Annotated in this window: 11 protein-coding genes; 2 read left to right on the top strand and 9 right to left on the bottom strand. The window is 65.4% G+C overall.

Annotated features, from left to right (window positions below):
• Nucleotides 1–52 precede the first annotated feature (52 nt).
• Nucleotides 53–826, top strand: coding sequence for a 3',5'-cyclic-nucleotide phosphodiesterase (locus CEJ42_RS22910; RefSeq protein ID WP_088752671.1), 774 nt, complete (start codon nt 53–55; stop codon nt 824–826).
• Between the two features lie 104 nt (nt 827–930).
• On the opposite strand, the gene CEJ42_RS22915 is transcribed toward CEJ42_RS22910, so the two are convergent.
• The 4 genes from CEJ42_RS22915 to CEJ42_RS22930 form a co-directional block, all read right to left on the bottom strand.
• Nucleotides 931–1,698 (bottom strand): FecR family protein, encoded by a 768-nt coding sequence (locus CEJ42_RS22915; RefSeq protein WP_088752672.1) that lies wholly within the window; start codon nt 1,696–1,698, stop codon nt 931–933.
• Nucleotides 1,699–1,781: 83 nt separating this feature from the next.
• Complete coding sequence (locus CEJ42_RS22920) at nt 1,782–6,092, bottom strand: beta strand repeat-containing protein (protein ID WP_088752673.1); 4,311 nt, start codon at nt 6,090–6,092, stop codon at nt 1,782–1,784.
• Nucleotide 6,093: 1 nt separating this feature from the next.
• Complete coding sequence (locus CEJ42_RS22925; protein ID WP_243397934.1) at nt 6,094–7,749, bottom strand: ShlB/FhaC/HecB family hemolysin secretion/activation protein; 1,656 nt, start codon at nt 7,747–7,749, stop codon at nt 6,094–6,096.
• 520 nt (nt 7,750–8,269) lie between these two features.
• Nucleotides 8,270–10,540: a CHASE2 domain-containing protein gene (locus tag CEJ42_RS22930; protein WP_088752674.1), complete on the bottom strand. Its 2,271-nt coding sequence runs from the start codon at nt 10,538–10,540 to the stop codon at nt 8,270–8,272.
• Nucleotides 10,541–10,718: 178 nt separating this feature from the next.
• On the opposite strand from CEJ42_RS22930, the gene CEJ42_RS22935 reads away from it, so the two are divergent.
• Complete coding sequence (locus tag CEJ42_RS22935) at nt 10,719–11,561, top strand: aldo/keto reductase (protein WP_088752675.1); 843 nt, start codon at nt 10,719–10,721, stop codon at nt 11,559–11,561.
• 21 nt (nt 11,562–11,582) lie between these two features.
• Here the strand turns inward: CEJ42_RS22935 and CEJ42_RS22940 are convergent, their stop codons facing one another.
• The 5 genes from CEJ42_RS22940 to CEJ42_RS22960 all read right to left on the bottom strand — a co-directional run bounded on the left by CEJ42_RS22940 (nt 11,583) and on the right by CEJ42_RS22960 (nt 17,389).
• Nucleotides 11,583–12,287, bottom strand: a complete 705-nt coding sequence (locus CEJ42_RS22940; RefSeq protein ID WP_088752676.1) for an aspartate/glutamate racemase family protein — start codon at nt 12,285–12,287, stop codon at nt 11,583–11,585.
• A gap of 25 nt (nt 12,288–12,312) precedes the next feature.
• A complete protein-coding gene (locus CEJ42_RS22945) occupies nt 12,313–13,758 on the bottom strand; it encodes an MFS transporter (RefSeq protein ID WP_088752677.1) in 1,446 nt (481 codons plus the stop codon).
• A gap of 490 nt (nt 13,759–14,248) precedes the next feature.
• On the bottom strand, nt 14,249–15,094 hold the full coding sequence (locus CEJ42_RS22950; RefSeq protein WP_079217177.1) for a MurR/RpiR family transcriptional regulator: 846 nt from the start codon (nt 15,092–15,094) through the stop codon (nt 14,249–14,251).
• Nucleotides 15,095–15,163: 69 nt separating this feature from the next.
• Entirely contained in the window at nt 15,164–16,420 is a 1,257-nt protein-coding gene (locus CEJ42_RS22955; protein ID WP_079217178.1) for an Hsp70 family protein, read from the bottom strand.
• Between the two features lie 222 nt (nt 16,421–16,642).
• A complete protein-coding gene (locus CEJ42_RS22960) occupies nt 16,643–17,389 on the bottom strand; it encodes an SDR family oxidoreductase (protein WP_088752678.1) in 747 nt (248 codons plus the stop codon).
• Between the last annotated feature and the right edge of the window lie 103 nt (nt 17,390–17,492).

A 17,492-nucleotide genomic window follows, 5' to 3' on the forward strand; every position in this document is an offset into this window, starting at 1 on the left:
CGTTTTCCGACGGCATTTCGGGGCGCACAACTATATTGAACGGCAAGTCACAATGCGTGTAGAAATTCTCGGTTGCAGCGGCGGCATCGGCGGAAACGGCATGCGCACCACTTCCCTGCTCGTCGACGGCGACATCCTGATCGACGCCGGCACCGGCGTGGGCGATCTGTCGCTGGAACGCCTGGCCGCCATCGACCACGTCTTCATCACGCACGCCCACCTGGACCACATCGCCTGCCTGCCGCTGATGGTCGACAGCGTCGGCGAGATGCGCGAGCGCCCGATCACCATGCACGCCACGGCCGAGACGCTGGAGATCATCCGCAAGCACATCTTCAACTGGCAGATCTGGCCCGATTTCAGCGTCATCCCCACGCCCGAGAACCCGTTCCTGCGTTTTGCCACCATCGAGGTCGGCCGGCCGGTGGTCATCGGCGAGCGCAGCATCACCCCGCTGCCGGCCACGCATACGGTGCCGGCCGTGGGCTTTCATCTGCGCAACGAAGCCGCCGGCAGCTCGCTGGCCTTCAGCGGCGACACCAGCATCTGCGACCCGCTCTGGGACGCCGTCAATGCCATCGACGGCCTGCGCTACCTGATCATCGAAGCCGCCTTCGCCGACCGCGAGCGCGACCTGGCGCTGCTGTCCAAGCACCTGTGCCCCAGCCTGCTGCTGGACGAATTGCAAAAACTGCAATTGCGCCCGGAGGTGCTGGTTACGCATGCCAAGCCCACCCAGCAGGCGCAAATCGCCCATGAGATCGAGGCCGGGGCCAGCGTGCATCGGCCGCGCATGTTGGCGGCGGGCACCATACTGGAATTCTGAAGGAACGCGTTTCCCGCCGTTTCCGCCTCATGAAAAAGGCGGCTGCATTCTCATGCAGCCGCCTTTTCATATTTGTCCGTCGCTTTGCGGCTGCCGGCTGCCTGCTACTGCACGACGCATTGCGGATCGCTGTTCTTGCCGATGTAGCGCGTCCCCGTGTTGTTGTTCTGTGAAATCGACGGGGGCATCGTGACTTGGATGCCCTGGCTTGGCGGGACGATGACCGGCGGAGTGTTCGGCGTGGCCACGTAACCGAACTGGCCGGCCTGGAAGAGTTGCTGGCCGCCGCCATTGGATACGACCACCGCTCCGGAAGACACGTCCACGTGAAGACCGTTTTCAGGCGACTTCCCGGAAACCGAGGGAACGCCGCCGCAATCGTTCTGGCAGAAAAGCGCGCCAAAATTGGTGCCCCGGATGCCGATGGTCGCCGTCGGGGTGTCGAAATTCACGGCGTCGTGATTGCGCTTCCCCACCAGGCCGGTCACGGCCCGCAGGCCGCCCTTGACCAGGCCGATTGCCACCGAGTCGCTTTCCGGTTTCTTTTCGTCGTAGACATATTTGTTCACCGCCACTTCGCTGCCGGGACGCAGGACGATCTCGGCATTGTCGATGAACTTCACGCGGGTATAGGTCTCGCGTTCGGTGATCAGCGTGTCCCCTTCCAGGATCGCCGACTTCACGCCAAGTACCTTGCGCGTGCCGTCGGCGTGGCGCACCGTCAGCACGCCGGAAAGGTGGGTAACCTGCCCCACCACTGTCTGCTGGGCCTGCGCATAAGCGGCTCCCGAACCCAGGAGGATCATCGCCAGCGTCCACAGCGCCAATTGTCTGGCCAGTGCCGCGATGCCATTGTTTTGCAATAATTTCATTCTTGATCCCTGCGTAGGCCGCCGCAAGGCAGCCTGGTCGATCTTCATCATCCTGTCCGTGTTCAGCAAGAAAGCGAACATCGTCAGGTGCACATGTTCAGCTTCTTCGTCACGGCCTTCTTGCCGTCGCCTTCATCGCCGAAGCTGCCTGAAGCGCCGCCGGTACTGTGGCCATCGCCACTCGAGGTCTGCACCAGTCCGTTGGTGCTGCTTTGCGTGCCCCCGCCCACCTGCGCGTTGTCGATGGTGCTCTGGAGACTCTGCGTTTGCTGGTTTTGCTGCTGCGAAGCCGCCAGCACCGCCTGGCTGGTGCCGCTCGAATTGGTGAACGGCACCGGCGTCTTGACACCGTTGGCATCAGTGATGGTCACCCCCTGCGCATAGCCGATCACCTGCCCGGATACCACCGACAACAAGGCCACACCCGGCGGCGAAGTGGAGATATTGGCGTTGATGGTCATGCTGTCGCCGGCCGACAAGGTGATGTTTCCGCCCAGAGAAACCAGCGTGCCGTTGAGCGTGAGCACGCTGTTCGATCCGGTGGTGGAGCCCGCCTGCAGCGTGATCGTGCCGCTGGCGCTGACGCCGCCCGAGCCGATGGTCAGCGGGCTGTGGGTAACCAGACTGACCGTGCCATTGGTGGTCTTGACCTGGCCGGTGCTGTTGATGCCCAGGGTCGAGAGCTTGCTGGAAGCGCTCACCGTCGCGTTGTTGGTGTCGGCGTTGACCGGCAGGCTGCCGAGGAAATCGGCGCTGGAACCGATCGCCGTGGTCGCCATGCCGCCGGTGTTGTCGATGACGATATTGCCGTTGTTGTTGTTGATGCCGTTCAGGCTCACGACACTGGCGTCGGTCGTATTGAGCGTGTTGGTCAGCGAGATGTTGCCGGTGCCGCTGTTGTTGGCGGCAAAGCCCGCGATCTGGTTGCCCGAATTGGTCAGCGTGGTGCCGCTGACGGACGAGGCGATCAACTGCTTCTTCACGTGCAGCGAAGTACCACTGGCCTGGGCAATGTTGCTGCCCTGCGATTCCAGCACCAGATTATTGGCCGTGATATTGCCCACCGTCAGGGCTCCGCTGGCCTGGGACAGCGCCGCGTCAGCCAGGGTCATGTTGCCGCCGGTCTGGGTGAACGATTCCGCCACGTTCAGGCGCGAACCGCTGGCGCCTGTGACGCTGCCGTTGCTCACGCTCAGGCTGTCGAACCGCACGCCGCCGGTAAGCGTAAGGTTGCCCGTCTGCAGGTTCACGTGCAGGTTGGAGAGCGCGTTGGCGATGCTCACATTGGGCGTCGCAGGAGAGACCTCCATCTCGCCGTTGAATCCGTTGAAGTCATTGAGGTTGTTGGCGATGTTGCCGATGGTCAGGTTCCCGTTACCCGAGGTATTGCCGTTCAAGGCCAGCGTACCGGCCAGAATGCTCACGTTGCCGCTGATGTTGGAACTGCCGTTCAACGTCACGGTGGGCGCGCGCCCCTCGGAGCCGGTAATGGACATGTTGCCGGCGAGCTGGTTCACGCCGCTCAGGATCAGCGCCGATGCGCCGTTGCTCGACGAGACGTTCATCGCCGAATTGTTCGCGGTGGTGGTCGACGAACTCACCGTCAGATTGCCGCCGGTCAGGTTCAGGGTGCCGCCGCCGTTGATGACAAGCTTGTCGATCGTGTCATTGCCGTCGCTATGCTGAACTGACACGCTGCTGTTGATGACCACGGTGTCGATCTGCGAGGGGACGTAGGTGCTGACTTCCATTCCATCGGCATCTTTCCAGGTCTGCTTGCTGCCCCAGTCGCTGTTCGTCCCGGCCGCGTAGAAGGTCTCGGATCCCTGCAGGCTCAGGCGCACGCCGGATTCACTATAGGTCGCCTTCATCATCTGCTTGGCGCCATCGATGGTGAGGACGGTGCCCGTGACGTTGCGGAAATAGGTGCTGCCAATGACAGGCGTGCCGTGGTCGAAGCTGAAGGGAATGAAGCTGTCTTCCACCGGTCGATAGTTGCCCAGAAGCGTGGTCTGCAAGGTCCCGCCCAAGGTGACCATGTCTCCGCCGAAGGTGATGCGGTCAAAGCTCTCGGCTGAGGCCAGGTCGAGCTTGATGATGCCGGTCGCGGTCTGCGAGAAAGTGCCGTTGATCCTCATGCTCCCCACGCCGCCATCGCCACCCGGAGCCAGGGTGCCGTTGTTCTGCACGGAACTGGTGCCGCCCACGGTGCCGCTACCCGAGATCGTTCCGTTGTTGACGACGCTGTAGAACGAGACGGTGCCGTTGTTCAGAGTCACCGTACCGTCATTGCTCAGCATTCCCGGTACTTCACCGCCTACCGATACGGTGGCATTGCTTACGGTGAGGTTGCCGTTGTTGATCAAGCCGCCCTTGTTGCGCATGGACAGGGTCTGGCCGACGCCGGTGACGTTGATGGTGCCGTTGTTGACCCACTGGCCGTTGCCTGAAGTGTTGAAGGTCGTGCCCTCACCTGTCAGCAGTACCTTGCCGCCGGCGGCGTTGGTGAAACCGCTATCGGTAATGATGCTGCCGGCCGCGCTGATGTTGATGGTGCCGTTGTTGGTTGCGCTGCCGGTGACGTTGACGGTGGTGTATCCGGTGACGTTGACGGTGCCGCTATTGTCCACCGACGACACGTTGACCTGGGCGTTGTCGCCGAGATTGAGCTTGCCTGCGCTGCCGATGGTGAGCGCGCCCGCGGAAAGGGTGCCGCAATTGTCGAGACTGACGCTGCCGTTGACGATCTGCAGCGCGCCGTTGCCGTATCCTTCGCTACCGTCGCTGACCCGGATGTTTCCGCCATTGAGCATCACGCGCGCACCCGAGTTGACGGAAGACACACGCACCGCTCCCGAGCCGGAATCATCTCGGTAACCTGTGCTCAGGTTGAGATGAAGCGGGCCGCTGGTGCTGGTGATGTCGGCGTTGATGCTGATGTTGCCGTCGGCATTGAGCGCCAAGGTGGCTTCACCGCCGCTGCCCTTGGTAATGGCGGAGCTGACCGTGATGTTGCCGCCCTGACTGCCGCCGATGCCGGTCGTGTTGAGGTTGACGTTGACGCTCTGGTTAAGCTGGTTGGAGATCAGGGTCGCGCCGATCTTCGCGCTGTTTCCTACAGAGGTGACCGCATAGGCCGTGCCGCAGCTGCCGCCGCTGGCATCGGAGGAAATGAAGGTGCTGCCGGCGACCACTTCCAGGTCATACGGATCGATCAGCCAGGTGCCGCCGGAGCCCACGGTGGGCACCTTCACCACGTCCAGCCGGGTCAGGCCCGACGTCTCGACAAACCCGCCCTTGCCCGGCGCGCCGGTGGCCGACACGTCGCCGTCGATGAAGGCGCTGCCCGAAGAGTACAGCGTGACGTTGCCGCCGACGATGCCGTCGGCGCTGATGTTGGAACTGGCCGTGGTGGTCAGGTTGGAGGTGGCGCGCAGGAAGATGCGGCCGCCTTCCCGTACCACGCTGGAGGCATTGATGATGCCGCTGTTGGTGATCAGGCCCGCGGCCACGCCGATGCGACCGGCCTCGGCGGTGATGCTGCCCAGGTTGGTCACGCTGCCGGCGGCGCCGGTGACGTTCACGGTCACGCCCGGCGTCGCGGTGTCGGCCAGCGTCACGGTCTCGCCGGCGGCCAGGATCACCTCGCCCTGCGGACTGGTGATGATGCCGCCGTTGGTGACGCTGCTGCCGATCAGGTAGACGCTGCCGCCGGTGGCCGACTTGATGGTGCCCTGGTTCTCCACCGTACCGGCGCCGCCTTGTTTGGCGAAGGTCAGCTTGCCTGCGAGGAAGTCGTTGTCGTTGATGGCAAGCGTGGTGGCGATGAAGCGGCCGACGTCGACCATGCCGCCCGGACCGATCAGGATGCCGTTGGGGTTGTACAGCGCCACCGTGCCCGGCGCGGTCAGCTTGCCGTAGATCTGCGAAATGTCGCCACCGGTCACCTTGGCCAGGAACGCCGCCGCCGAACTCGGCTGGCTGATATCAACCACGGCGTTGGAGCCGATGCTGAAGGAGGCGAAGTTGGCGATGGCCTGCGGTGACAGCTGGCTGATGTTGAGCGTGTTGCCGTTCTGGGTGAAGGTGACGTTGCCGTTGACCACGCTCCAGCCGGCCGGCAGCGTGCCCGGCGCGGGAGCCGCCGCCAGCGCCTGGGTCTGCCATGCCCCGCACACGGCGGCGGCGGTCACGGACACGCGCAGGGCCGGCGCCAGCAGATTGCGCCAGGAACGCAGCAGCAAGCCGCTCAGCAGCACAGGAAGACGCTGGCGCGGACGCCAGCTCAGCGTAAGACGGCGTTTTCCAACGCGCATGGTGATGGAAGGCGGCAGCAGTTCGACTTGCGGCGCCTGCTTGACGGCGGATGTGGATGTGGATGCGTTGATTGTCATGTCAGAATCCCAGAGTCGCGCTCAGATGGGCGTTCAGGTCGCCTCGATTTTCCGTTTGTGATGTGCCTGCGATCGAGACGCGCGCCACATCCAGCCTCAGGTTGAAGTCCCGCCCCAGCGTGTAGCGTGCGCCGAAACCGATGCTGGCAACGGTCATGTTCGGCGCCAGTGCGCTGCCGGCGGTCTTGTTGTTGTAACCGCGGCCGATGTCGTAGAAGGCCAGCAGCCGCAGGTTGCCCTTGAGCTCGCTCTTGCCCAGCAACTCCGGCGTATAGGCTTCGGCGTTGACGATGATGCCGCTGTCGGCGGACACCGCGCGTTCGGTAAAGCCGCGCACCGTGGTGGCGCCGACCAGGCCGAACTGTTCGGTCGGCGGCAGCGGATCGGGCGCGTATTGCGCGGTCGTGGCCAGGCGCATCTGCCAGTCGCTGGCGAAGCCCTTGAACAGCGAAGCCCCTCCGCGGGCGATCATGAAGTTGTCCGTGGTATCCCGATTGCCGGCGATGAAGGAATAGCGGTCGACGCGGCCATTGCTGCTGGTATGGTTTGGACCCACCGCCCAGTTGCGCGCGACACCGATGTTGTAGTCGACGATCTGGCCCACGCTCTGGCGCTGCGCGCTATAGGTCAGGCTCAGCGGCAAGGTCGAATACGGCTGGCAGGTGGTCAGCGAAATGCCGGCGAAGTTGCAGCTGGAATCGGTCTTCTTGTAGTCGGCGCCAACCACCAGCTTGCTGGTGGTTTCCCCCTCACGGGCGAAGAAATGGTTCCAGCGCAGCGCATAGACATCGCCCTTGCCGGTAAAGCCGAACAGAGAACCCAGCGTCGGCGAAGTGCCTGCGGTGACATTGGATTTACCGTAGATGAAATCCATGCTGTCGCCCAGCGCATACAGCGGCACGCGATAGCCCAGGGAATACAGGTCGACCTTGGATCCCGACGGGCTGTCCGGCGAAGTGGTGTAAGCCACCGTGGCGACATGGTCGCGGTTGAACAGGTTGGAGTGCTGCAGCGCCACGCCGGTGCGCCAGCGGCCGGTTTCCGCGCTTCCGGTGTTGTCGGCCGTGAGGATTACGCGCAGCGGATTGTTGTCGGTGACCGCGATGGCGGCATCGATGCCGGCGTCGGCCTCGGCCGTGGACAGCGTGACGTTGATCTGTTTGGCCGGATTGTCGTTGGCCAGTTGCACCGACTCCGAGATGCGGCGCAGATTGGGCGAAACGCCCGGTTGCAGCGCCGGGACGCTGGCGCGGATATTCTCTTCGCTGAAATGCTTGTTGTCGGTGACTGTGATCTTGCCGATGACGGTCTCGATCACCTGGATGCGCACCACGCCGCCATTGAGCTCCTGCTCGGGCACCACGACCTGGACGGCACTGTAACCGGCCTTGCGATATTCGCCCTCAAGCGCCTCCAGCGCGCGCTGCACGTCGCCGTAGACACGTCCGGCGCCGGTGTAGGGAGCCACCAGGGCCTCGACCTGCTGGGCCGGCAACAAGGTATTGCCCTGAACGTCGAAGCGCTTGATGTCGAAGCGCTCGTCGGTGGATTGCGCCACTGCGGCTGCCGGCGCCGGCGATGGAGCCTGCGCCGCGGCGCCCAGCGCCGTCGCGGCCAGCGCCATCCCCATGAAGTACTGCTGAAAACTTTGTTTCATCGTGTCTGCGGGCGGTAGCCTGAAGCCCCGACCCTCCCCGTTTCTCTTTATGCTGATGCGTCCGCCACCGCGTGCCGAAGGCGGGCGCCCGATTGCTTCCCTTCGCTATCCGATGCCCTCGCCCGCACCGACGATCCACGCAAACCGGGCGCGCACGCGGCGCGCTCCGTAGCGACGGATTGTCTTGCTCAAAACGATGGAATCCCCTGAAGCGAAACGTCCTGCCGGCTGTCGATGATGATGGCCCCGGGCCTTCGCCGACCGGCTGAAACGGCAATCTCTCCCTGCAACTGTGAAGCCGTTTCTTGACGTCCGCAAAGTATAGGGGCTCGCCTTTCCGGCGTCGATAAGATTTGCTCAAAAAGCCCGCCCAGACTGGCTTTGCAGGCTTTCCGCGCATACCAAATTTTCCGCGCGGAAACTAATTTCAGGGCGTTGATGTAAAGACGCAAACGCGCGCCGCGGCATGGGCGTTTTACAAGCTCAATGCCGGCGCGGGTGTCCTACAAGATCGTGCGGATCACTTGGTCTCGAAGGTGGTCACGCCATCCCAATCCGCCGGCGGCGGATCGCTGCGGTAATGAGTGATGCGTTCCAGATACAGGTCGTACAATCCGCGCGCATTCTTTTCCCGCAAAGCGAGAATCGCAGCTTCGGCCTCGTCCCAGCGCTGGGCGCGCAGCGCGGCCAGCGCCGCGTGCCATTGCCCGACCTCGGCGCGCAGTTCCGGATCCAGCTCGGCCTCCGGCGCCAGCGGCTCGTAGATCGGCACCGGTTCGTTCTTGCCCTTTACGCGCACCCGGTCCAGCTCGCGGTAGGCGAAGCCCGGCGCCGCCTCTCGCGTGGCATGGCCGACCAGCACGCCCACGCCGTAGACCTTGGTGATCGACTCCAGGCGCGAGGACAGGTTGACCGCGTCGCCCATCACCGTATAGGCCTTGCGGATCTTGGAGCCCATGTCGCCCACGCGCATCTGGCCGGTGTTCAGGCCCACGCCTATCTTCAGCGGCGGCCAGTTGCGACGGATGAATTCCTCGTTCAGCTTCACCGTGGTCTGCTGCATGCGCAGCGCGGTGGCGACCGCGCGCGCGGCGTGGTCGGGCACTTCCAGCGGCGCGCCCCAGAAGGCCATCACGGCGTCGCCGATGTACTTGTCCAGCGTGCCGCGGTCGTTGCGGATGTCTTCGGACATGGCCGTCAGGTAGACGTTGATGTATTCGCGCAGCTCGTTGGGCGGCAGGCTCTCGGAGATGGTGGTGAAGCCGCGCACGTCGGAGAACATCACGGTCAGCTCGCGGATCTCGCCCTCCATGTTGTAGCTCTCGGGATTGGCCGCCATCTCGGCCACCAGCTCGGGCGCCACGTACTCGCCGAACAGGTTGACGATGGCCTTGCGGTTGCGGTACTCGAACAGATAGCCCCAGCCCAGGTTGCAGATGAACAGCGCCGCCACCAGCAGCAAGGCGGTCGCCAGCGGCAGCACCAGGCCGCCGGCGTCGTACAGCCAGAAGTTGAAGGCGCCCAGGCCGAAGGCCGAGGCCAGCGTCAGCACGATGGACCACAGCGGCCCCAGCATCGGCAGCAGCAGGCCCAGCAGCAGGCCGATCAACACCACCTGCAGCATGTCGTAACCGACGGCGAAATCGGGGCGCTGCTTGAAGTCACCGTCGAGGATCGAGGCGATCAGGTTGGCGTGAATTTCCACCCCCGGATACACCGGATTGACCGGCGTGGCCCGCAGGTCCTTCAGGCCCGGCACGGTGGTGCCGACCAGCATGATGCGGCCGTCGAGCTTGTCGTGGGGATAGGCGCCGCGCACCACATCCACCGCCGACACGTAACGGAAGGCGCCGCCGTCCGGCCCGCCATGGCCCCGATAGGTCACCTGCGCCGTCATGCGTCGTTCGACCGGAATGAACAGGGTGTCGGGCTTGACCTCGACGGCGATGGAGTCAAGCGCGCCATAATCGCGCGCGGCTTCGTCGGACATCATGTCGTTGCGCAGAAAGATCGGCTTGATGCGCTTGCCATTGAGCGCCACGCGCGCGGTCGCCAGCGCCAGCGATTCGTAAAACCCGTCTGCCTGCCGCGAAATCAGCGCCACGGAGCGCACCATGCCGTCGTCATCCACCATGGGATTGAAGAAGCCGCCGGCGGCCGCCGCCAGTTGCAACTGCGACAGGTTGGCGCCATAGGAGCGCCATTGAACAGACTCCAGCCGGCGTCCGCCCAGATCCGCCACGGTAAATGCCGGCGCCGGCAATTGCCCGACGGTGACGGCATTGGATTCGTTCGAGAACGCGTAGCCCATCACCACGGGCTGGCCCTTCAAGGCATCGGCCAGGCGGGCGTCGTAATCCATTTCGGGTTTCAGGGCCTGCAGCTGGCGCGCGAACTGCGGCACATCCTTCAGTTCGCCCTTGGCCAGCTCTTCCAGCCGGGAGTAGCCGGAACTGGTGTCGGGTTCGGCGAACACCACGTCGAAGCCGACCGAGGCGGCGTGGTAGTTCTGCGTCATCTGCTTCACCAGCTGCGCCACCACGTCGCGGCTCCAGGGCCAGCGGCCGAGTTCGGCAATGCTGCGCTCGTCGATGTCGACGATGACGATGCGCGGATCGAGTTCAGCCTTGACCACGCGCATGCGCAAGTCATAGAAGAACAGGTCCAGCCGCCCCACCCACTCGCCGGGCAGCACGCCGATGACCTGCGACGCGGCCACGACGGTCAGCGCCAGCGCCAGCAACCAGCGCGCCCAATACTTGGCCAAAGCCTGACGCAGACGACGCAACATGGATTTTCCCCCGGGATTTTTTCTTGGCTGCGATCATGCCAGCACTTGCGGCCGGCCACAATCGCCGGGGCGCAAAGTTGCCGGCGCGCATCGTTATGCCGGCTATGTGCAGTGCGTGATGAACCCGGGACGGATTTGGGTTCTAATGCCTTTCCACACCCACCGACGAGGAGGACGCATGAAGGCCATCCCCACCATCAAGCTGCGCAACGGCGACCTGATCCCGGCGCTGGGCCAGGGCACCTGGAACATGGGCGAATCGCCGGCGCAGGCGGCAGCCGAGGTGCGCGCGCTGCAGGCCGGCATCGAACTGGGCATGTCGCTGATCGACACCGCCGAGATGTATGCCGACGGCGGCGCCGAGAAGGTGGTGGGCAAGGCCATCGCCGGTCGCCGCGACGGGCTGTACCTGGTCAGCAAGGTGCTGCCGCACAACGCCTCCCGGCGCGGCACCATCGCCGCCTGCGAGGCCAGCCTCAAGCGCCTGGGCACCGATTACCTGGACCTCTACCTGCTGCACTGGCGCGGCTCGCACCCGTTGTCGGCGACCGTCGAAGCGATGCAGACGCTGGCGGCGCAAGGCAAGATCCGCGGCTGGGGCGTGAGCAACCTCGACACCGACGACATCGACGAATTGCTGGAAGAAGAAAACGGCGACAAGTGCCTCAGCAACCAGGTGCTGTACAACCTCTCGCGCCGCGGCATCGAGTACGACCTGCTGCCGCAATCGCTGGAACGCGGCGTGCCCGTCATGGCCTACTCGCCCATCGAACAGGGCCGCATCCTGAACAACGCCGCACTGGCGGCGGTGGCGCAGCGCCATGGCGCGACGCCGGCGCAGATCGCGCTGGCCTGGGTGCTGCGGCGCCCCGGGGTGATCGCCATTCCCAAGGCTTCCGACGAGGCGCACGTGGCACTGAACCGCGCCTGCCTCGACTTCGCGCTCACCGACGCCGACCTCAAGGAGCTGGACTCCGCCTTCCCGCCGCCGCGCCGCAAGCAGCCGCTGGCGATGCTGTGATGTGAAGCCGCGACCGCCGCCTTAGGCGGCCGACAACTTGGCGCGCATCGCCGCCATCTGTCCGGCGGCGGCGTCGTAGATCGCCAGCTGGCGCAGCAGGTCGCGCACCGCGGCCGGGATCGGTGCGATCACCGGCACCGAGAAGCGCGGCGCCAGCGCGATCGCCGCCTGCCCCAGCGGGCCGCCGCCGATCACCACCGCCTGCGCGCCGTCGCGCTCGATGCACGCCTGCACGGCCAGGGCCAGCGCCTCTTCCAGCGCCTGCGGGTCGGCCGCCAGCGCGCGCGGATCTCCCGGCGTCAGGCGAATGCCGGTGTACAGCCTGTCCAGGCCCAGTTGCTCGGCCTTGTGCCGGATGGCGTCGGTGAGTTCGGGGGTCACGGTGGCCACGCCGAAGCGCCGGCCGCCCAGCGCCGCCTCCAGCATCGACGCCTCGCAGATCCCCGCCACCGGCACCTTGGCCGCCGTGCGCACGCGCTCGATGCCGGGGTCGCCGAAGGCGCTGATGATCACGCCCGCGCACTGCCGTCCCGATTCACGCCAGTTGCGCTCGACCTCGGGCGCGGCCGCCTCCAGCTCGACACTGTTGACGATCATGCCCGGGCCGCTGCGCGCGCTCACGCCGCTCAGGGCAAAGCCCGGCGGCAGTTCGGCGGCGGCGATGTCCACCATCATCTCGGTGGTGGCCTTGGAAGAGTTGGGATTGATCAGCAGCAGTTGGCGCATAGGAAACTCGACATTTGATAAGGATTCAGCCGCGGCCCGGCACCGCGACCGCCTCGGCCGGCGCCGGTTCAGGCACCGCCTCCAGCGGCGCGTCGGGCGACTTGCCGTAGGTTTCGGGGACGGTGCGCACGGCGATGGTGAAGATGCCGTACATCGCCGCGATCATGCCGAACACGCCGGCCAGGCCAAAGGCGTCGAACAGGCGGCCTGCCGCCAGCGGCATGAAGGCGCCGGCGGCGGTGCCGGTGGCCAGGATGAAGGCGGTGCCGAAGGCGCGCACGCGGGTCGGGTAGAGCTCGGGAGCGAAGATCCAGATGGTGGTATTGAGCAGCAGCACGAAGCACTGGAAGATCGCGCCGGCCACCAGGATCATGGCGATGTTGCTAGCCAGGAAGCCGATCGCCAGCGCCGCCGCGCAGGCGCCGATGGCGCCCATGGTCAGCACGCGCTTGCGCGGCAGGTGGAAACCGAAGGCCGAAGCGGCGATGGCGCCGGCCAGGCTGCCGCTTTGCATCACCATGGTGAACAGCAGGCTCTTGGACATGCTGTAGCCCAGGCTCACCAGGACGGTGGGCATGAGCGTGAGCACCGAGATCTGCGCGCCGTAGGTCATCCAGATCGCGATGCACAGCGGCAGCGTGCGGCGCGCCAGCGCGCCCTGGAAGATTTCCATCGAACGTACCTTCACGCGCGCGGCAGCTTCACGGCGGCCGTCATCGGCGATCCAGGCGGTAGGCTGCGGCGCCGGCCCACCCAGCCTGCCGCTGGCCAGGCGCGACAGCACCTGGTTGGCCTCGGCGACTTTGTGGCGCGACAGCAAAAAGCGCGGCGTCTCGGGGATGTAGCGGCGATAGAAGGCGCCCAGCAGCGCGGGCAGCATCAGGCAGAAGAACAGCCAGCGCCAGCTGTTCTCGCCCGGGAAAAGCGTAAACACCAGCAGGCCGAACGCGGGCGCGAGGAAGTTGCCCATGCCGCCGGCGCCGACGTTGACCAGGCCGACCGCGGTGCCGCGGAACTTGCTGGAGCAGAACTCGGCCAGCATGGTGACGGCGATGGCGATCTCGCCGCCCAGGCCGAAACCGACGATGGCGCGGCCGATGGCCATCACCGTCAGGTCCGGCGCCAGCGCGCAGATGCCGGCGCCCAGCGTGAACAGCAGCAGGTCCAGGCTCAGCATCACGCGGCGCCCGTAGCGGTCGGCCACCAGGCCGGAGACGATGCGCCCGATGGCGGCGGCGGCGAAGGTGACCGTATTGAGCAGGCCGATGTCGGTGGCGCTGAGCCCCCACTGCTGCTTGAGCATGGGGCCGACCAGGCCGACGGCGTTCTGCTCGAAGCTGTCGAACAGGCAACCGATCAGGATCAGGAAGATGATGGTGTGATGCGAACGGGTGACGCCGATCTTGTCCAGCGCGCCGTCCAGCTCGGCGATGCGCGGGGTATCGGGCGATGAAAGTGTGGGTCCGGCCATGGTCAGCTCCTCGTGCGTGGAAACGGCAAACGAAAATCCTGCGTGGAAAGTTGCTACTGCATCAAGGCCCTGGCGTCCCGGCGGCGCTTGTCCGCCGCATGACGTTCACTGTAGTCCAGCGTGCCCCGGAATGGAATATTAATTTCAATATAAATTTATTATTGAAATTTAAATTTCACTCGTGACGATCATTTAGCAATCTGCATGCCAGGCGCCGGCAGTGGCTGGAAAGAAAAAGCGGGCGCGCAACAGGAATGACAGAGACGGCCGGAGATCGGCCATGGGCTTGGGTGATGGATGGAAGCGGCAACATCGGCCACGCGCGCGCCGGCTTGCCGGCGGGCAAGCGGCGGCGAGCGTGGCCGCCTTCACTTGGGGAGGAGGGAGCTGACGCCGCACCCGTCATGTGCGGGGCATGCAAGAAATTGGTGAGCCGCATCTTGCGTGTTCTGAAATTGCTATTTCAGAACAAAAGGCGGCCGAGCCGCCGTCAGTCGAAGTCGGCCAGCTCGTCGTGGCCCTGCTCCACCGCCGCCAGACGCTTGCGCCCGGCAGCGCCGGCGGCCTCGATGACCATGGTGGACAACAGGTCGCACAGCGCCATCACGGCCACGTGATTGTCCAGCGAACCGGGACCGCGGCACTGGCACTGCAGCGACCACTCGGCGCCGGCATAGTCGGGCGAGGCCTGGTCGCTGATGTAGAGGATACGGGCGCCGGCGCGGGTGGCGGCCTCCAGCACGCGGTCCATCTGGCGCGTCTGGCGGCGCGTGCCGAAGACGATCACGCAGTCGCGCTCGCCCAGGCCGGCGGTGTATTCGGCCACGGTCTCGCCGGGGCCGGGGATGGCGCTCACGCGCGGCAAGACCTGGATGATCTGCCAGCGCAGGTAGACCGCAAACGCATGGCTGCTGCGGCTGCCGAAAATCAGCACCTGCGGCGCGCCGGCGATGGCCTTGGCGATCTCGGCCATGACGGCGTCCGACAGGCGCTCGAAGGTGCCGGCCAGGTTGGCCTGGGACTGCTGGAAATGCGCCGCCACCGATTTGGCCTGGCGCGCGGCGCCGGCGGCGCTGTGGAACAGCGGCGAACCGATCTCCTGCTCTTCGCGCACGTGGCGGCGCGCTTCTTCGTAACTGTCGTAGCCGATGTGGCGAATGAAGCGGCTCACCGTCGACGGCGACACCCCGGCCAACTCCGCCAGCTCGTTGCCGGCATAGCTGGCCAGCTCGCCGGGAAACTCCAGCAGAAAGTCCGCCAGCTGGCGCTCGGTGGCGGGCAGTTCATCGAGCTTGCTGCGCACGCGGCGCACGAAGGATTCTGAAGAGGGCTTCATGGAGGGCGCACCAGGACGCTGGAGGCGAAAGTCACGATCGGCGCATTGTATAGCAGCGCCGTGCGCGGTTCAGCCGAACTTGCGCGCAGCGTCGATGGCCAGGCCGCTGCCGATGCTGCCGAACAGGTCTCCTTCCACATGCTTGGCGTCCGGGACCAGCGCGCCGATGCGCTGGCGCAGCAGCCGCACGCCCGAGGAGCCGCCGGTGAAGAACACGCTGTCGATGTCCGAGGCGCGCAGGCCGGCCTGCTTCAGCAACCCGGTGACGGTCTGCTCGACCGACAGCACTAGGTGATCGACGGCGACATCGAAGTCGTCGCGCTTCAACTCCAGCGTCTCGGGCGGACGCAGGCGGGAGAGGTCGAGCACCGCCGTCTCCTGCGACGACAGCGCGATCTTGCCGCCCTCCACCTGCAGCGCCAGCCAGTGTCCGCAGCGCTGCTCCACCACGTCGAGCAGCCGCGCGAAGCGGTCGCGGTCGGCCACTTCCCGGGCGACGTCCTGCAGCTGCTGCCAGACCTTGCGCGTGTAGAGCTGGTTGATGGTGTGCCAGGTGGCGAGGTTGAAGTAATAGCTCGAGGGCACCTCGGCATTGCCCGACAGGCGTCCGCCCAGGCCCAGCAGCGGCATCACGCAGGACAGGCTGAAATACTTGTCGAAATCGGTGCCGCCGATGTGCACGCCGCCGTTGGCCAAGATGTCGTCGCGTCGCTCGTCGTTGCCGGCGCGCTGCGGCGACAGGCGCACCAGCGAAAAGTCGGAAGTACCGCCGCCGATGTCGACGATGAGCACCAGCTCCTCGCGGTCGATGCGGGATTCATAGTCGAAGGCGGCGGCGATGGGTTCGAACTGGAAAGCGATGTCGGTGAAACCGACGCTGCGGGCGATTTCTTCCAGCGTGTCCTGCGCCAGCCGGTCGGCGGCCGCATCGTCATCGACGAAATGCACCGGACGACCCAGCACGACCTTGGTGAACGAAGTGCCGGCGGCGCGCTGGGCGCGCTGCCTGAGCTCGCCGATGAACTGCGACAGCAGGCCGCGATACGGCAGCGCGCGACCGCCGACCTCGGTCTGGCCGTCGATGGCGCCGGAACCGAGCAGGCTTTTCAGCGAACGCATCAGGCGGCCTTCATAACCGGCCAGGTATTCGCCCAGGCCGGCGCGGCCGTAGCTGAACTCGTTCTCGTCGGCGTTGAAGAACACGACCGAGGGCAGTGTGGCCTTGCCGTCTTCCAGCGGCAGCAGCAGCGATGCGCCTGCATCCGGGCGCACCCAGCCGACGGTGGAATTGGAGGTGCCGAAGTCCACCCCGCACGCGTTCGCCATCGATTACTCCTTCATTTTTTGGCCGGCAATCATATAGAAGAAAGCCCGGCTTGTCTGCCGGGCGCGCCCTGTTGCGTTTGAAGCAAGCAACATGCCTTGCTGCAATGCCGATACTTTCCGTTGACGAGCCGACAACAGGCAACGGCGCGCGGCCAAAAGAAAAAACCGGGACGGCATCGCTGCCGCCCCGGTTTTCCGGATCGAAGATAGACGATCAGGCCATCAGAACTCTTGCGCCACCGGACGCAGCACGATCTCGCTGATGTCGACGTTGGCCGGCTGCTCGATGGCGTAGGCGATGGCGCGCGCCACCGAGTCGGCCGGGATCTCGTTGGCCTCGTAGAAGGCCTGCACGGCGGCGGCGGTGTCGCTGTCGCTGCTGTGCAGCTTCAGCTCGGAGGCCACCGCGCCCGGCGAGATGATGGTGGTGCGCACGCCGTCCGGCGCTTCCATGCGCAGGCCTTCGCTGATGGCGCGCACGGCGAACTTGGTAGCGCTGTAGACGGTGCCGATCGGCGCGAACACCTTGATGCCGGCCACCGAGGCGACGTTGATCACATGGCCCGAGCCTTGTGCGGCGAAGCGCGGCAGCACCGCGGCGATGCCGTAGAGCACGCCCTTGATGTTGATGTCGATGGTGCGGTCCCACTCCTCGACCATGACCTTGGCCAGCGGCGAGAGCGGCATGGTGCCGGCGTTGTTGACCAGCACGTCGATGCGGCCGAAGTGCTCCACCGCACGGGCGGCCAGCGCTTCCATGTCTTCGCGGCGGGAGACGTCGGTGGTCACGGCGATGGCGCTGCCGCCGTCGCGGGCGATGTCGGCCACCAGGGTCTCGAGGCGGTCGGCGCGGCGCGCGGCCAGCACCAGCTTGGCGCCCATGGCGCCGAGATGGCGCGCGGTGGCTTCGCCCAGCCCGCTGCTGGCGCCGGTGATGATGACGACTTTGTCCTTGATGTTTGCGTTCATGATGATTTCCTTTGCATGGGTTCGGTTGGGCAATCTTTCCGCCGGCATTGGTTTGCTGCGGCGACAGGACAAAGTATGGTGGCCGTGACTATGCCAAACAATG

This window comes from Herbaspirillum robiniae (assembly GCF_002213415.1).
GTDB lineage: Bacteria > Pseudomonadota > Gammaproteobacteria > Burkholderiales > Burkholderiaceae_D > Herbaspirillum > Herbaspirillum robiniae.

Coding starts and splice junctions, on each gene's coding strand:
- CEJ42_RS22910 (WP_088752671.1), top strand. CDS start 53: ATGCGTGTAGAAATTCTCGGTTGCAGCGGCGGCATCGGCGGAAACGGC.
- CEJ42_RS22915 (WP_088752672.1), bottom strand. CDS start 1,698: ATGAAATTATTGCAAAACAATGGCATCGCGGCACTGGCCAGACAATTG.
- CEJ42_RS22920 (WP_088752673.1), bottom strand. CDS start 6,092: ATGACAATCAACGCATCCACATCCACATCCGCCGTCAAGCAGGCGCCG.
- CEJ42_RS22925 (WP_243397934.1), bottom strand. CDS start 7,749: ATGAAACAAAGTTTTCAGCAGTACTTCATGGGGATGGCGCTGGCCGCG.
- CEJ42_RS22930 (WP_088752674.1), bottom strand. CDS start 10,540: ATGTTGCGTCGTCTGCGTCAGGCTTTGGCCAAGTATTGGGCGCGCTGG.
- CEJ42_RS22935 (WP_088752675.1), top strand. CDS start 10,719: ATGAAGGCCATCCCCACCATCAAGCTGCGCAACGGCGACCTGATCCCG.
- CEJ42_RS22940 (WP_088752676.1), bottom strand. CDS start 12,287: ATGCGCCAACTGCTGCTGATCAATCCCAACTCTTCCAAGGCCACCACC.
- CEJ42_RS22945 (WP_088752677.1), bottom strand. CDS start 13,758: ATGGCCGGACCCACACTTTCATCGCCCGATACCCCGCGCATCGCCGAG.
- CEJ42_RS22950 (WP_079217177.1), bottom strand. CDS start 15,094: ATGAAGCCCTCTTCAGAATCCTTCGTGCGCCGCGTGCGCAGCAAGCTC.
- CEJ42_RS22955 (WP_079217178.1), bottom strand. CDS start 16,420: ATGGCGAACGCGTGCGGGGTGGACTTCGGCACCTCCAATTCCACCGTC.
- CEJ42_RS22960 (WP_088752678.1), bottom strand. CDS start 17,389: ATGAACGCAAACATCAAGGACAAAGTCGTCATCATCACCGGCGCCAGC.